This window comes from Gilliamella sp. Nev5-1, from assembly GCF_001690895.1.
Lineage (GTDB): Bacteria > Pseudomonadota > Gammaproteobacteria > Enterobacterales > Orbaceae > Gilliamella > Gilliamella apicola_C.
The window spans coordinates 1-17,339 of sequence record NZ_LZHO01000056.1; the positions used below are offsets into that span (position 1 = coordinate 1).

The 17,339-nt window shown below is 35.9% G+C and carries 9 protein-coding genes and 2 pseudogenes; 4 read left to right on the forward strand and 7 right to left on the reverse strand.

All coding sequences use genetic code 11. The features are described 5' to 3' along the window. Positions 1-397, forward strand: a pseudogene (locus A9G41_RS14300) (antA/AntB antirepressor family protein); the annotation flags it as partial. Positions 398-1,712: 1,315 nt separating this feature from the next. Next, positions 1,713-2,351, forward strand: coding sequence for a LemA family protein (locus tag A9G41_RS07410; RefSeq protein WP_065582493.1), 639 nt, complete (start codon positions 1,713-1,715; stop codon positions 2,349-2,351). A gap of 131 nt (positions 2,352-2,482) precedes the next feature. Here A9G41_RS07410 and mukB read toward each other — a convergent pair whose 3' ends face one another. The 5 genes and pseudogenes from mukB to A9G41_RS07430 all read right to left on the reverse strand — a co-directional run bounded on the left by mukB (position 2,483) and on the right by A9G41_RS07430 (position 11,224). Then, a complete protein-coding gene (mukB, locus tag A9G41_RS07415; RefSeq protein ID WP_075539505.1) occupies positions 2,483-6,901 on the reverse strand; it encodes a chromosome partition protein MukB in 4,419 nt (1,472 codons plus the stop codon). Positions 6,902-6,903: 2 nt separating this feature from the next. After that, positions 6,904-7,590, reverse strand: coding sequence for a chromosome partition protein MukE (mukE, locus tag A9G41_RS07420; RefSeq protein WP_065582551.1), 687 nt, complete (start codon positions 7,588-7,590; stop codon positions 6,904-6,906). Between the two features lie 88 nt (positions 7,591-7,678). Beyond that, a complete protein-coding gene (gene mukF / locus A9G41_RS07425) occupies positions 7,679-9,001 on the reverse strand; it encodes a chromosome partition protein MukF (protein ID WP_065582495.1) in 1,323 nt (440 codons plus the stop codon). A gap of 331 nt (positions 9,002-9,332) precedes the next feature. Continuing rightward, positions 9,333-9,717 (reverse strand): annotated as a pseudogene (locus A9G41_RS15050) (transposase); the annotation flags it as partial. Between the two features lie 142 nt (positions 9,718-9,859). After that, a complete protein-coding gene (locus A9G41_RS07430) occupies positions 9,860-11,224 on the reverse strand; it encodes a hypothetical protein (RefSeq protein WP_075539506.1) in 1,365 nt (454 codons plus the stop codon). Between the two features lie 280 nt (positions 11,225-11,504). Between A9G41_RS07430 and pntA the strand changes: the two genes are divergently transcribed. Together pntA and pntB are read left to right on the forward strand one after the other, a co-directional pair. Beyond that, complete coding sequence (pntA, locus tag A9G41_RS07435) at positions 11,505-13,037, forward strand: Re/Si-specific NAD(P)(+) transhydrogenase subunit alpha (RefSeq protein WP_065582497.1); 1,533 nt, start codon at positions 11,505-11,507, stop codon at positions 13,035-13,037. 15 nt (positions 13,038-13,052) lie between these two features. After that, complete coding sequence (gene pntB / locus A9G41_RS07440) at positions 13,053-14,444, forward strand: Re/Si-specific NAD(P)(+) transhydrogenase subunit beta (RefSeq protein WP_065582498.1); 1,392 nt, start codon at positions 13,053-13,055, stop codon at positions 14,442-14,444. 1,137 nt (positions 14,445-15,581) lie between these two features. Here the strand turns inward: pntB and fabR are convergent. Both fabR and oxyR read right to left on the reverse strand, forming a co-directional pair. Beyond that, on the reverse strand, positions 15,582-16,226 hold the full coding sequence (gene fabR / locus A9G41_RS07445) for an HTH-type transcriptional repressor FabR (RefSeq protein WP_075539507.1): 645 nt from the start codon (positions 16,224-16,226) through the stop codon (positions 15,582-15,584). 38 nt (positions 16,227-16,264) lie between these two features. Next, positions 16,265-17,191 (reverse strand): DNA-binding transcriptional regulator OxyR, encoded by a 927-nt coding sequence (oxyR, locus tag A9G41_RS07450; protein ID WP_065566849.1) that lies wholly within the window; start codon positions 17,189-17,191, stop codon positions 16,265-16,267. Positions 17,192-17,339: the final 148 nt, after the last annotated feature.

A 17,339-nucleotide genomic window follows, 5' to 3' on the forward strand; every position in this document is an offset into this window, starting at 1 on the left:
ACACCTTAAAGAAATCGCACCAGCAATCCAGAAGAAAGCGCTTAATCGATTAAAAGCACGTTTAAAAGTCGCAGATTATAGCCGTCCTATGTGTGACGCTTTAACAGAGCAACGTAAAGCACTGGGAAAAAGCGCAAATAACACCGTATTTACTAATGAATTCGATATGATTAACCGCATCGTATTAGGTACTACATCAAGCAAATACAAGAAAGCCAATAATCTTACTGGTAATATTCGTGACCACCTAAACGAATTTGAATTAAACCATATCGCATACCTTGAGAACGCAAATATAACATTAATCCATATTGGTTACGACTATCATCAGAGAAAAGCTGAGCTAATAAAGTTATCTCATGCTTATTTGATCCGTCATATGGCACAGGTGGCTTAATTATGATGACTACATGCTCATTTAACACCCTAGCTACCCAATCTCTAAATAATCGCTTAAATTGCTATTTTGACGGGATTAACGCCACCAAAAAGATTAAATCATTTTTCTTGATTAGCAATAATTCTAGTTTCCAGTCAAAAAACTATTTTAATGGAAGCCAGTGCAAAAATGCGCACTCAGTGCGCAGCGAAAACCGTTTTTTAATGCGTACTAATCATTACATGGGGTTGAATTTTAAAAGTAGGTTTCTTGAGTTCGTGAAAAGCGCCAAAACAATAAACAGCAACATTCTTTTAAACCCTACAAAGCACATCAACCCCAATAATAACAAGCCTTAAAGTCTATTTTATTGCCCATTAAGTATCAGTAAGGTACATTTACAACCATCGCTTTAGCTATGTGATTTGTTATACAGATAGTATATAACGAAAACCATATAACCACCCTATTGACAGGCTTTCAAATCAAAACAACCAGACCACTGGGTAAAGATTATTGATTGTTAGGTGGTAACAGATTATCTTTATTGATAAAAATTAATGTGTAAAAAGTAGGTGGTTTAATTATTATTGCCCTATTATTAGGCTAGTTCATCCATTAACTTTGGTAGTTATTCTGGAATTCCATTACTACACGCTAGAAAGCAAATAGATGAATTACGCACCAATAACATATCAATGCAAATCAGCCAAAGCCAACAAAATCTTTGTATATAAACAGATCTTAGATATTTATTATTGAAACTATGCAATAAACAAGCACTGTAAGAAAGCAGAAAAGAATCTAAAATAAAGAATATAAATATAAATTTAATTATAATGAATAAATCGGTAGTTAACGCGGGTGGATAATTATAAAAAATAGTATAAATAATTTACATATGTTCTATTTGCGAACAAATTCTTTAACTTATGAAATAAAATTTATTTTGAAAAAAATTCATTCACACTATTTCAAACTAATAAACAGTGTTAGGTTTAAAACTCCATCATTTATCTCACCTGTTATCTACAGACCCTATTTACTGAATAAATAAAATAAGTTATTGTTTTAACATAAGTTGAAAGTAACAAGAATGTGTGATAACGTGCCTATTAATTAGCAAGGTTATAACGGGCTTGATGCGAGCCATATTTACTGAATAGGTGATACTTCTAATATCAATAAGCCAGCTGTAATATATGCTCAATTCTATATATTTATTCAAACCCGTTTCATATTGGCTTGCTTTTATCATATCTTCACAATGAAATATAAAGAAATATTAATTATCTAAATTATAGAAATTTAATTACAACAAAGAGGCAATAATATGTTTTTCTTATTTTTTATTTTGGTCATTGCTGTTTTAGTTTGGCTATTTTTTGCATACAATAAGCTTAGGAGCTTAGCTGAAAATGTAAAACAAAAACAATCAAATATTTATGTAACGATAAAGAAAAGGCACGATATAGCACAAAGATTGTCTGATATCGCGTCTAGTTATGGCGATCATGAAAAGTTAACTCACTTTACCGTGACTGAGAGTAATAATATTGCTACCGCAAATAATGTTGCATCTGAAGCATCTCGAGTTATCGGTAATGTTCAAATGCTAGCAAATCGTTTTCCTGATTTAAAAGCAAACTCGACTTATCAGCAATTAATGGTGCAACTTGATGAGATTGAAAACACGATTTTAAAAAGAAGAGAAGATTATAATGCGGCAGTTCAGATCTATAATTCAACTCGTGGTAGTATTCCTCATTTATTCTATGCAAGTAAATTGGGGTTTGTTGAAGCAACCTATTTTGAAGTCGATGAAAATGGTATAGAACAGCTTGCTTCATTTAAAACCGATGATGGAAAAATTCTTAGAGATACTATGGGAAGAATGGCCTCGGTAGCAACTGAAAATGTCAAAAAAATAAAAGCGAAAAGAGATAATAATACTGAAGAAGTCGAGCCGTAAAATTAACAAAGATCTAGTGATAACATTGGCGCTTTTTTGGTTTGGTTGGAAGAAGGTATATTTTTATCACTTATCATTAAAAATTCGCCGACAATGTCGGCGAAAAAATAAGTAAATATAATTAAAAATTATTACGCAAAACCTTTCAAACCAACCACATGGACATGTTCTTGGTTATTGATAACTTTACGCACAAGTTTATACGTTGTACCTTTTTCAGGACTGATATTTTCTGGGGCAGCTATAATTAATTGCATCTCCAAACGTTCACATAACTCAAATAATGTTGCAATGGATTTTGCATCTAATCGAGCCGCTTCATCTAAGAATAACAAACGACATGGTAAGATATCTTTATTACGTAGCCGCTTGGATTCTTCTTCCCAACTTTGAATCACCATGAGTAAAATTGACATACCAGTACCGATGGCCTCGCCCGTTGATAATGCGCCACTTTCAGCACGTAACCAACCATCAGCTCCCCGATTGACTTCAACATCCATTTCAAGATAATTTCGATAATCAAGTAGCTCTTCACCAATATTTTGAGCGGTTCGTTGTCCCATATCAATATGTGGATTTAAGCGCTGATAAAGTTTAGCTAAAGCCTCTGAGAAAGTAATACGATTGTTACTAAACAGATCTTGATGTTCATTTTTTTCATCAGCAAGTGCAGCTAAAAGTGAGGAATGCGCCTCTCGAACATTAACATTCAAGCGTACCCCATTAACTTGACCAAATGCCACTGCTTGTAATCCTTGGTTAAGTAGTCGGATACGGTTTTGCTCACGTTGAATAGTTTTACGGATAATATTTGACACACTTTTGGAGCTTATCGCTAACTGCTGCTCTCGAGATGTTAATTCTTCGGTCAAACGCGATAACTCAATTTCCATTTGTTCAATAGCTTCAATTGGATCATCAGTTTTTACAATATCTTGGCGAATTCGTTCGCGTAAATGCGCATAAACTGCAATATAAAATTGAATTTTGCGTTCTGGACGTTTTGGATCTTCAGATAATCTTAAGACATCCCGTAGATGTTCATTATCGTTAACCGCTAAACGTAATGATCCTAATGCTTTATCTGACATTGAACGCAGCTCATCGGCACTTAAATAAGCAAGCTCGCGACGATGTAAACGGCGTTCAACGCTATTATCTTTAACTAGTCTTAGTACTAAACACCAACCCACTTTCGCTTGCACTACTTGTTCTCGAAGCTGTTTATAATCACGCAACGTTTGAGTTAAGCGTTTTTGCATTTGCGTCATTTCGCTTTCACACATAATCAGTTGTTTTTCAAGCGATGTACAATGCTGGCGATTACTATTTAATTTGTGATGGATTTCATCACGGCGAGCTCGTGCCCGCTCTTCAGTAATCGCATCGGCTTTTACACCGATTTGCTCAATTTCTTTATGTAGTTCATTTAGCATATCGCGCTTAGTTTCAAAAGCACTTTTTAGCGATGCAAGCGTTTGATTATATTGATTGTATTTATCTTGGTACTGTTGCATTTGGCTGCGTGCTGCAACTTTTTGAGCTTCAACGATTTCTAAGCGAGAACGTAATTGTTCATTTAAATCGCTATTTTCATTTAACATGCCCGCTGAATCTTCATAACTAAAATGAGCACGGCGTTGTATCACTTCAGTTAATGCAAAGACTTGTTGCCGAATGGTTTGTTGCTGTGCTTTGACTATATTGTAATGTTCTCGCAATGCTTCATTTTGCTCTGGATCGCTTTGTAATACCGTCACAATCGGTTCAAGTTCAGAAACTGTGTTACGATTACGGTTAACATATTGCACTGACTCTTGCGCTTCGGCTAATTGTTCACGCAATTCATCAACACGATCAGCTAAATCATCATCAGCAAGTAGATGCATCTGGGCAACAAGTTTATTAATAGTTGCTAATTGCTCTTTATAATTAGCAACTTGTTGTTGGTTTTGTTGATCGATACTTTCTTGAGATGCGAGTTGGCGTTCAATTTCACTACGTCTCATTGTTAATTTTTGAACTTCAGCTTCTGGATCAATATCAAAAGCTACGGCAAGATATTGACCGATAAATTGTCCAACATTTTGCTCAATGCGTTGTAACTTTTGTAAATCAAATGAAATAGTTGCATAACGTTCATGCAATTCATCTCGTTCAGCAGATAATTTTTCTAGATGAATTTCACGTGCTGCACGACCAAATAATGGTACATTAGGAAAACTTGAGAATCGCCATTGGCGCTCACCGGTTTTAACTAACACCGCTTTATTCATCTCTTCACAATCAAAAACACTATCATCAAATGATGATGGATCTCCTTCGATAAAATAAATATCTTCTGGATAATCCTCATCACTTGCGGTCAGGCTTTCTAACTGCTGTTTAACTAGCGATAAATCTGGTACAACAATCGCTTGCCTTGCTGGGCCGTAAAGCGCTGAAAAGTAAGGGGCATCATCGATGGTTACATCTTCATAAATTTCAGAGAGTAAGACCCCATTAAATCGCTCTGAAAGCACAGATAGTCGACCATCATCAACGCCACTAGGTTGATTCAGTTGTTCAATTTGAACATCTAATTGATTACGTCTAAAACTAATTTGATCTCGTTCAGCAACAAGCACACGCTCTTTCTCAAGTAACTTTTGCATATGTTGTGTAACATCTTGGCTGTTACTAAAAGTTTCGCCTGTTTGTTCTTGCAAAGCAATTAGGGAATCTTGAGCTTTTAACCATAATGGTGCTTTTTGGCGATAATCAGCAATTTTCGATTGAATCTGTTCAAACTCTTGTCTAGATTCAATTCTTTTTTCACTCGATTTGTTAGCAAGCTCTGCGACTTCGTCTAATTGCATTTCAAGCTCTTGCTTTAAATCATCAAGCTCATCGTAATTAACTTGACGATTAACGCGTTTACAAAATTGTGTTAATAATGATTCCGCCTCTTTCTGCTCAAAAAAACGTTGTTCAAGTTCATCTAGTTGTAACTGTAAATGTTCGGCTTGTTCGGCTTGGTAACATTGTGATGGCCATTTTCTTAACGATTCTTTTGCCGCAGCAAACGCATCACTACGAGTCACATCACCAACTAATTTAACCACCAATTGATAAGCACGATCAAACTGATTAATTGCCGCATCAGATACACTTAATTTTTGTTCTAGCTCAAGCACTTGTTCGGTAATTTCTTTTTGCTTTTCATCAAATACAGCAAAATGATCTTCAATATTACTAATGCTTAGTTTTGGTAGTTGGCATAATGATTGCGCATTTTTTAGTGCTTGCAAGGCTTGTTGATATTGAATTGCACGTGTTTGTTGAACATCAAGTGCTTGCTGATAATCTGCTAGCTGGGTTTTGATTTCATCAACTTCTTGTTCAGTTTGTTGAACTTGATCACGATAAGTTTGATATTGTTCATTTGCTTCAAGCACCACTTCGTTTTGCTCTTCAAGCTTTAAATTTAAATCATCTAAATCAGCTTGATAACGATCGATCTTCTCTTGTTGACGCAATGCGGCTTGCGCTAAATTCAGGTGATCATTAGCAGCTTGTAAATCCGTTTCTAAATCGCTTTGCGCTGCTTGATGTTCTTTAAGCTCTTTAGCCATTTCAACTTGACGATATTGATTGCTAATAAGCAAATCTTGTGTTTTAAACATATCACGGCGCAAACCAAGTACTGATTCAATATGCACTCGGCGTTCGTTAGAATGGCGCATATAATCAGCGGCGACATAATTAGTCGATTCACTAATAAGATGTTTAAATAAATCACGATCCGATTGCGTGACTCGAATAGCCTCTAAAGTCATTCGGTTTTCACGTAATGCCGCTTCCATATCTTGAAAGGCTTTACGTACACCGCTATTTTCAGGTAATAAATAGTCACGCAGTGAGCGGGTAATAGCACTTGAGATACCACCATAAAGTGAGGCTTCGATCAATCGGTAATATTTACTTCTATCTGATGGTGAACGTAATCGTTTTGGTAAAATACCAAAATCAAACATGACCGAATGATAATCAGTAATAGAGTTAAATTGTTTAAAGATAATGCCTTCCATCAATTCAACTTTTTCTTTTAACTCTGGCAACGACAAAATACGTGCCTGTTTGTCATTTAATCTTTCTGTTACTAATTCAGTTGGGCTTATATTTACCGATAAGCCTTGCAATAAAAATGGTTTGATATCAACTTTTTTGTCACGCCCTGCTACTTGCTGTAATCGTACACCACAAATAATTCGTTGGTTACGAGAGTTAATTACATCAAGCATAGAATAGCAAACACCTGGTTTTAATTTACCATGCAATCCTTTATCTCGCGATCCTGATGTTGCCCCTGCTTCGGTTGTGTTTCTAAAATGTAATAAGGTTAAGTCGGGAATTAATGCGGTTACAAATGCTGCCATCGTGGTGGATTTACCCGCGCCATTACCACCCGATAGCGTTGTGACTAATTGATCAAGCTCAAAAGTTCGCGCAAAAAAACCATTCCAGTTAATTAGCGTTAATGAGTGAAATTTACCGTGGCCAATCATGTTTATTCTGTCTCCTCATTAACGTCTTCATATTGCTCTTCATTATTATCATTATCTAAGGTAAGTGATGATTCAATTTTAATTGCTTCTCCATCCCTAATTAAGCGTAATTGGGCTTCTTGTACATCATCACCACTACGTACATCTGCCCCAAAGCGGAAAATAGCTTCGTTGATACGAAAACGATTACTATCGTTACCAACAATAAAAAAGATCATACCCAGCCGGCGTAAACGATTTAACGCTGTTTTCACTTTATCAAAGAGTTTTTGGCGGTCCAAATCAGATCCTGTTGAACGCTGGTTCACTAATTTAAGTAATTTACTTTCATCAGCTAACGAAACTAACTCATCAAACAATTCTTGTAGGGTAAAAATGCCTTCATGAGCCAATCGTTCTGGGCTTAAGTATAAATAGCAAAGTACCTTGCCAACAAGCATATCAAGTTCAGAAAGAACTGAGCGAGGAATTAATGTTGTAGAACGAGGGCGTAGGTAAAAAAAACCTTCTGGCGCTCGAATTAATTCTACATTATAACGTTGATAAAATTGTTCAAGCTCAAGTTGGAAATCCATTAGGAATGCATGATGATCAAGTTCATCAATACCAATATGGCGCCCAGATCGCAGTAAACTATCAAGCTCAGGAAAAATAGGATTAGCAATTGCTTGCGCCAATTTAACTGACATATATTTATCAATAGATGCTTGAGAACTTGTGGCTATACGCTCCTTAACTTCATCAAGATGATGTGCGGTTCGTTGTGTTTCAAAATCGTTAATATCTGTTGATGACATGTGCTTGCACCTTAGCTCCATAATCGTTAATAGGCTTCCACTCAGCAGGAATTCCAAGCAAATCATCTTCGGCAATACCTAGACGAATAGCTTGTTCAATAAATAATCTTGCAATATCAAAGTGTTGTTCGCGTGGGAACTGTTCCAAATAGCTATAAATGGCAAGACCTATATCAAGTGGTTTATGTTCTTGCTTAAAGACCAATAAATTTTGCTCAATATGAGCAATTATATGTTCTTGAATCTCTTCAATCATTTCAAATTCAAGTTCTGACGGTAATTCTCCTGTTACTTCTGCTTCATGTAAAGCTAGTTCTTCATCACGCATATCAAGTAAGCGATCAGCATTAGCAAAAGTCAGCGACCAAGGCAACTCAAAATATCCTTGTATCGATTTACGTAAACGCTGTGAAAACACACGATTTTTATCTAAGTCAATAGCAGTACGAATAAATTTATGGACATGGCGATCATAACCGATCCAAAGGTCTATCGCTTTTTGCCCCCAACCAATAATTCGATCTAGTTTACCTTGTAAATCCATAACAACATTGTTAATTTTATCAAGATCAGGATTATCAAGCGTCGCATCTTGTATTAAAAGCAAACTGGCTTGCAATTTATCCCCAGCCGCTGCTAAAGTGTCTTGTAATTCGCGCAATGTTTGCGATGTTTCGGTAAGTAAACCTTCACAACTGCTAATTGCAGCTTGCCAATCTTGGCTTAATAAGGCTGAAATGTTTTGCTTCACATCTGCCTGCTGCTCATCCATAACACGTTGCGTGATATCAATACTGTCAAAAATCTCAGCAACGGAATATTTTAACGGCGCAAAAACATTGCGATGCCAATGCAGATCATCACCACCTTCAAGCGCAGCATCGGCAGCACGTTTTAACTCTTGTGCAACAATAGAAAGTTGGAGAGATAAACGTAAGGTGGAAAACTCTCGCTGACGAATATAATAATCAGTAATACCTATTCCCAATGGCGTCAAACGATAGATAGAAAACCCATCAGTCATTTCACTAGTAAATCGAGTAATAAACCGTTGTCGGACTAAATCATTAATTGCATTATTGGCACGCACAGTAATGGTATCTTCACTTTGCTCAAAAATTTGTGAAACATGCCTAAAAGCGTCAATTAATTCCGATTCTGTCATCTCTCCATCAAAACGCTCGCTGTTTAATACAGCAATAGCTAATAAAAAAGCTAACCTTTCAACAGGCAAGACGATCGAAAAATCATTCTTTTTTGCCCAAGAGACCAGTTCTGGCACTGATTGGGAAAAATCAATCATAAAAAATCCTTAATTTAAGGAGATAAAAATCGAATCATACCTCAAAGTTTTATATCTCAAGGTAGAAATAAAAATAACGCCAATTATATAACAATATAGAGTAAATTTGTAATGGAATTCGATGAAAGCTCGAAAACTATAATTATTTAACTTACATTGCCTTTTAACGGTATAATAATAAAAAATAAGATAATCTGAAAAGACCAATACTTTTATATTGGTCATAATAACATGAAGTTAATTAAGAGTTGTTGAGCTTTTGTGTTCGTATATTAATCAACAATGCATTGGCAGCCACAAAAGTATAAGTGCTAGCGATATCATGATGTTATCCTTGCGAAAGCTCGAAACAAATCGGTAAACTACCACTATCAACAGCGAGATGGATTTTAGTTGAATTGCCCCGCAGCTTTTTCTTATCTGCTGTGAATACTGAGTTGTTACAACTGAGTTATATCGATGCGCTCGCACAATAAAACCATCGAGGAAAACCCATTCAAAACAGCTATACTTAATAGTTGTTTGAAAATATACATTAATATGACTTTTCTAGGGCATAAATAAAAACATCTATAGAATGTATTTCATTAACCAAATGTAATTGGTAAATCTTGCCAAGGAATACCCGTTCTTATTCGGAACAGTATTCCTTCAAATGTCACCCTATTATTCTGGTTTATTATAAGCTTGACCGTACTTTTCATTATTTTCATCATCGTTTCTTACTGCTTATCTGTTAACATTGTTCTTGGTATAGTGAACTAAGTTATGGTTGTTTTTTGGCAAAATTATTATAAAGTTCACTATGCTATTTAAAAAACTACCATCAGAGATAAACACACGCTAATAATATAAAAATTAATCGCCTCTGCACACCGCAATAGTACTAGGATAATTCGCACGATCTAGAGAAACGTTACCTCTAAGCCCCATTACTCGATATACTTTTCCCCCCAAAAAACCACCGTTTATTTTCTCTAACTCACTGGTCCATCTTTCACCATCTTTACTCCAAATTCCACCATATCTTTGAGTTATACCCCATTCTCCCATAAATGTCCCTACAGCCCGAATAAAATGATCCCAATTATTAGTTAGCTCATTGATATCATACAAATATTGACGTCGAAAATTATAGTTCATTGCTTCCTCTTTTGTTGTTCTTCCTTGTCTTGAACCTCGACAAAAATCTAATGCTGGGAAACGAGTTGCAGAAGCTAACATTCGATTGTTTGCAAAGACTATTTCCGAACTACCAGCTCTTGCCCATTTATTTGGGACCGGAATAGTAAAATTATCTAACCATATCCATGATTGACCATTAAAATATTCCATTGTTATCGTCGGTGTTCCATTTTGGATAAACTCCCCTTTTGTTGCCGACTCATATATCACAGAACAGTTTTGTGCAATTCCTCCTGCAGTCCATAAAGAAATCTTTCCTGCTCCATTATGAGAATAGCAACGATATCGAGTTTGATCGGCTCCTGAACCAATTAAACTAAAACCAGCTTTTTTAAATCCAGTTGTAGGAAAACCTGACCAACGACTAAAACCGTTTATTTCATTAAACACACTACTATCGTGCCCACCATAATTAGTCATCTCATTTGGTTTAAGATAACAAATACCTTGTCCATATGGCATAAAAGTATATACAACAGGAGGAGCACTACCATAAAATCGACTATTAGGAATACCATATCTGGTAGTTACACTTACATCATTTACCTCAACTTTTAAGGTATATGGACCACCACAGTTCCATAATTCCCAATTTAAACGATCGTTAGGTATCGGTATATTATTGTCATACCATGTAGCTTTCATAGTACCCGAAATTGTTCCCTCCTTTTCGTCACCATCATCATCACCGATTAATACACCAGCAACATTATGAAAATTTCCATCAGCAGGAACTAATGTCCATACATCCGAAAAATGCATGTGTTCTGGTGCACGAATAGCGACAGAGGAATCCCACGCATTTAGCCATTCTATGCCACCACGGACATCTCGTCTCGGCATATTAAAGCCTTGAAGTTGGTTTAAATTTGATAGTTTTGTAACTCGATCTGTTAATAATAAATAAGGTGCGTTACCAATAATTGCTTTTTGAGAGATCGCTGAATAGGATTTAGCAGCATGAACAGAAAAAGTTGAAAGAAATAAAAAAGAAATAACATATATAAAAATAAAACTTCTGTAGTTATTTTTTTCCATCATAATATCCTTATGTTTTTTTAATTTATTTTTACTCTAATTAAGATCCCTTACCTATAGCGCATTAAAAAGTTTATAAATAAATTAAAATCGTAAATTCATAATTTTACTTTTACCTATAAAAATTAATAAATAACATATTAATTATAATTGTTTTTTATTTTATTTCAAACAGTATAAAAATAAATTTGAATTTATTTATTCCGTACTCGCACAAACGCTTATTTATGCTAAAATCAGTATACATTCTATCTATAAACTAACATAAGGACGTAACGAAATGCATATCGGTATACCTAAAGAACGGTTAGCCAATGAAGCTAGAGTTGCAGCAACGCCTCAAACTGTTGGACAACTGTTAAAACTTGGCTTTACAGTCTCTGTAGAACAGGGCGCTGGACATGCTGCTCATTTTGAAGACCAAGCTTTTATTGATGCTGGAGCAACCATTCAAAACGCGCAAGAAATTTGGCAAAATGATCTGATTTTAAAATTTCATGCACCAACAGATGATGAAATTGCTTTAATGAAAGAGGGATTAACCCTTATCAGTTATATTTATCCAGCTCAACATAAAGAACTATTAGAAAAACTTGCCACTAAAAATATTACTGTTATGGCAATGGACTGTGTGCCACGTATTTCACGCGCACAATCTTTGGACGCATTGAGTTCAATGTCTAATATTGCTGGTTACCGTTCAGTTATCGAAGCAGCAAATCAATTTGGTCGATTCTTTACTGGTCAAGTTACTGCTGCTGGTAAAGTGCCTCCAGCTAAAATATTAGTTATTGGAGCAGGTGTTGCAGGCCTTGCAGCAATTGGTGCCGCAGTGAGTTTGGGGGCAATTGTTCGTGCTTTTGATACCCGACCTGAAGTTGCCGAACAAATTAACAGCATGGGCGCTGACTTTTTAGAGTTAGATTTTGAAGAAGAAGCAGGTTCTGGTGACGGTTATGCTAAACAGATGTCAGCCGCCTTTATTGAAGCTGAAATGGCCCTATTTGCTGAGCAAGCGAAAGATGTTGATATTATTATCACAACAGCATTAATTCCAGGCAAACCTGCACCAAAACTCATTTCGAAAGAAATGGTTGAATCAATGAAACCTGGCAGTGTTATTGTTGATTTAGCAGCATTAACTGGCGGAAACTGTGAATTGACTAAACCAGGTGAAATTTTCGAAACAGATAACAACGTAAAGATTGTTGGTTATACTGATTTAGCTAATCGTATGCCAGCGCAAGCATCACAACTTTATGGTACGAACATTGTTAACCTATTAAAACTACTTGCTAAAGAAAAAGACGGGAATATTGATATCAATTTTGAAGATGTCGTAATCCGTGGTGTAACGGTGGTTAAAGACAAAGAAATTACTTGGCCAGCACCGCCAATTCAGGTATCAGCTCAACCTCAGAAAAAAGCAGCTGAACCAATTGCTAAACCTGAACCTAAACCAATGGATGTTCGTAAAAAATACGGTATTTTAGCTTTGGCTATTATTGCTTTCTTCTGGCTGGCTCATTCCGTTCCTGAAAGCTTTTTAGGTCACTTTACTGTGTTTGCATTATCTTGTGTTGTTGGCTACTACGTAGTATGGAATGTCACACACTCTTTACATACACCTCTGATGTCGGTAACAAATGCAATTTCTGGGATTATATTAGTCGGTGCAATATTACAAGTCGGCGATGATAATAGTTTAACTACGGCGATTGCCTTTGTTGCTATTTTGATTGCTAGTATCAATATTTTTGGTGGATTCTTTGTTACTCAAAGAATGCTGAAAATGTTCCAACGTGGCAAGTAAAGGAGAGCATACATTATGAGTAATGGAATCATTCAAGCAGCCTATGTTATTGCTGCATTACTTTTTATCTTTAGCTTACGAGGTCTTTCTAACCAAGAATCGGCCAAATCAGGAAATATCTACGGTATGATTGGAATGGCAATTGCACTTATCGCGGCAGTTGCTAGTATCAAAGGTGGATTACACTGGATCATCATTGCTATGGTTATTGGCGCTGCAATTGGTCTATATCTGGCCAAAAAAGTGGAAATGACACAAATGCCAGAACTTGTTGCACTACTTCATAGCTTCGTGGGAATGGCTGCGGTTCTTGTTGGCTTAAATAGCTTTTTAGATTCTCACATTCAAGATTTTCACGGTGGTGAACTGACTGTACATTTAGTAGAGATTTTTGTTGGCGTCTTTATCGGCGCAGTAACCTTCTCAGGCTCTATTGTCGCATTTGGTAAATTAAATGGACGCATTAGCTCGAAACCATTATCCATACCAAATAAACATTATTGGAACTTAGCTGCAATTGTTGTTTCTACCATTTTAATGTTTGTCTTCGTTAAATGCGAAAATGGAATAGGTGCTACAATTAGTTTGTTCATCATGACAATTATTGCATTCGTTTTTGGTTTCCATTTAGTTGCCTCAATTGGCGGTGCTGACATGCCAGTGGTTATTTCAATGCTAAACTCTTATTCGGGTTGGGCAGCGGCAGCGGCAGGCTTTATGCTAGGTAATGATCTTCTCATTGTAACTGGTGCATTAGTTGGTTCATCAGGTGCCATTCTTTCATATATTATGTGTAAAGCAATGAACCGTTCATTTATCAGTGTTATTGCGGGTGGATTTGGTAGTGATGGTAGCACAGCTAGTTCATCTGATGAAGAACAAGGTGAGTACCGTGAAATGCAACCAGCCGAAGTAGCACAAACACTAAAAGAGGCGCGTTCTGTTATCATCGTTCCTGGCTATGGTATGGCTGTTGCACAAGCACAAGGTGCTGTAAGTAATATTACCGAAAAACTACGCGCAATGGATATTGAAGTAAGATTTGGTATTCATCCTGTTGCTGGACGTTTACCTGGTCATATGAACGTGTTGCTCGCAGAAGCCAAAGTACCTTATGATATCGTTCTTGAAATGGATGAAATCAATGATGACTTCCCTGATACGGATGTCGTTTGGGTTATTGGTGCAAATGATACAGTAAACCCAGCTGCTGAAGAAGATCCAAATAGCCCAATTGCTGGCATGCCTGTTCTTGAAGTTTGGAAAGCAAAAACGGTCATTATTTCTAAACGATCAATGAATACCGGGTATGCAGGTGTACAAAATCCACTATTCTTTAAAGAAAATAGCTATATGTTATTTGGCGATGCGAAAGATAGTGTTGAAAAAGTATTACAAAACCTTTAATTAACCTCAACCAATACTATTGTGGCATTTTCCACAATAGTATTGGATATATGTCCTTACCACTTATCTGCAAACTTGAGTAATAAAATTCATACTATTGATAATAACTCAGCTAGCCAAATAATATTCATCTGTAGAAATTACTCGCCCATTGACAGTAATTGAAGAAAATACTGTAACGAATACACAGAAAAAACAAAACTAATGCCGTATCACAAACGAGAGATATAACAGTTATATCATAAAGAAAAGATAACCATTACCGATTTAGCTGCTTTATGGTTAGTCGACCGACCATCTATAATGTGCTAAAAAAACCAATTGAAACTGTTTATCCTCTTTAACCGGTAAGAACAAACGTTATAAAAACATGAGTTATGGTATTAACCATCTGGTTAAAATAGAAAAATCCAATGAATATAAAACATGAATACAGGTAACGTAATTTTTTACGTGAGTTTTGCACTCACTATGGGATATTTACACAACTGCTCACTTTTTCAGTTATATTTTTTGTAAAAAATATTCAGGATTCTATACCGTTTCGCGGTTAATTGAGAATTCACAACATCGATTGGTTAAACAAGCAATAACCATGGTATCAATCAAAACTTCGCAAAACCTAACAGTTAATAAATGAATGAGCAAGCCGAAAGCGATAGGTACTTTAATGGAGATGTGATATTTACTTTTAGGTTAAATTTTTGTAAAAAATATTCAGGATTCTATACCGTTTCGCGGTTAATTGAGAATTCACAACATCGATTGGTTAAACAAGAAATAGCCATAGTATCAATCAGAAATTCGCAAAAACCACCAGTTAATAAATGAATGAGCAAGCCGAAAAGCGTGATACGGACTTTCATGGCAAGGTGGCATCATCAACAAATCGTTAGCGATTAAAAAGATAGAAAACAAAAGATTAAGTGATTTATTCACTTTTATAATGTGGTTCAACCGTATAAAGCGGTTCCCAGTAAAATACTTTATGCATTTTTAGAGGATTATTTTAATCATAACAAATAAACAACCCGATGTTTTCCTACAATTAATCTATTTATTACTCACTAAATACATATTTTATTTTGTTAAATAGTTTCAGGAAAGTATGTGTTTCAGTATAAAATAGCATTTATATTAATGATTATCTTTTTTGATTTGTTCTTTATGATAAAGATAATAAGCACCTCGAGATACCATTCGAAGTTGGAAAATAAGATCTTCAATTAATTTTTCACGCTGTACCAAATCAAAATCAATCGCTTCTGCACCCGCATTAAATGCAATAGTGACCATCGCTTCTGCTTGAGCTTCGTTGTAATGGTGAGGCATTTGGTTGGCATCATCAAGATAATCGACAAGCTCTACAATAAAGTGCTGAATTTCTCGAGCAATAGCAGAACGAAAAGCGGCTGACGTCCCCGCTTTTTCGCGAAGAAGTAATAAAAAGACTTTTGGGTTTTTATCAATAAATTCAATAAATGTGGTGACTGATGTCCGTAATACGCTACCGCCTTTTTCAATACGCTTACGCGCTTGGCGCAATAATTGGCGAAGCGTTAAACCGCTTTCATCAACCATAGCTAAACCCAACTCATCCATATCACGAAAATGCCGATAAAATGAAGTAGCGGCTATTCCTGCTTCACGCGCTACTTCTCGCAGGCTTAAACTAGCAAAACCTTGCTCTGCATTAAGTTGATTAAATGCGGCTTCGATTAAAGTACGACGAGTTCTTTCTTTCTGTTGAGCTCGAACACCACCAATCTTGATATTTTTCATCTAATAGCTCAATTCTGATATTCCTACATCCTCGAACATTAATTTGCTGATTTCAATAATTGTTCTTTTTCAGCAAGTACTTTTGGCATATGCTCACGGATAGTCTTAGCTATTGTTTCATAGCGAGAGCGTAATGGTGAACCAGGGCGATAAATCAAAGTAATACTACGTGATGGCACTGGGTCTGTACAAGGGATATAACAGATATTATCACGAATTCGCTCATTAGGCGCAGCAAGTTCTGGAAATAAAGTGATACCACGACCCGCAGAAATCATACTCCTAAGCGTTTCAAGACTAGTCGCTTTGAACTGTTTATCTTCATCAATGCCAACTTGAAAACAATACCCCATTGCGTGATCACGCAAGCAGTGGCCATCTTCTAACATTAAAAATTTATGTCCTTTTAAGCCAGATAATTTAATGGTCTTTTTATTTGCTAGCTCGTTATCAGATCGAACAGCTAAAAACATCGGTTCCTCAAATAAAGGCAATTCAATAAATTGAGATGTCTCTTTAACTTGCGCAACAATAGCACAATCAAGTTTACCACTTTCTAACTGAGCAACAATGCTAGCCGTTTGTGCTTCATGTAAGTAAAGTTCTAATTTTGGAAAAGATTCATGTAAAACGGTAATAACATGAGGTAAAAGATAAGGCGCTATAGTAGGAATTAATCCGATATGCATCGGTCCTGACATTTCTTCACCTTGACGGCTTGCCATTTCTTTTAGAATTTGAATATTACGCAAAATCTCTTTAGCCTGTTCAACTAGCATCATACCTGTTTGTGTAAATAATACTTTGCGGCTCGTACGTTCTAATAACATTACGCCTAATTCATCTTCTAATTTTCTAATTTGGCCACTAAGAGTTGGTTGACTCACATTGCAAGCATCTGCTGCTTTACGAAAATGGCGAAATTCAGCTAACGAAACAAAATATTCCAAATCACGAATATTCATAATATCCCCAATAAGTTATTAGTTAATGGTATATACTCAAATAGCTTCCATATGTAAGATTAATAGCATTAAAAATGCGCGTTATAATTTCTTAAACTATAATGCTTTATAAATAATATCCTACGAAACAAATAAACAAGAAGAAGTT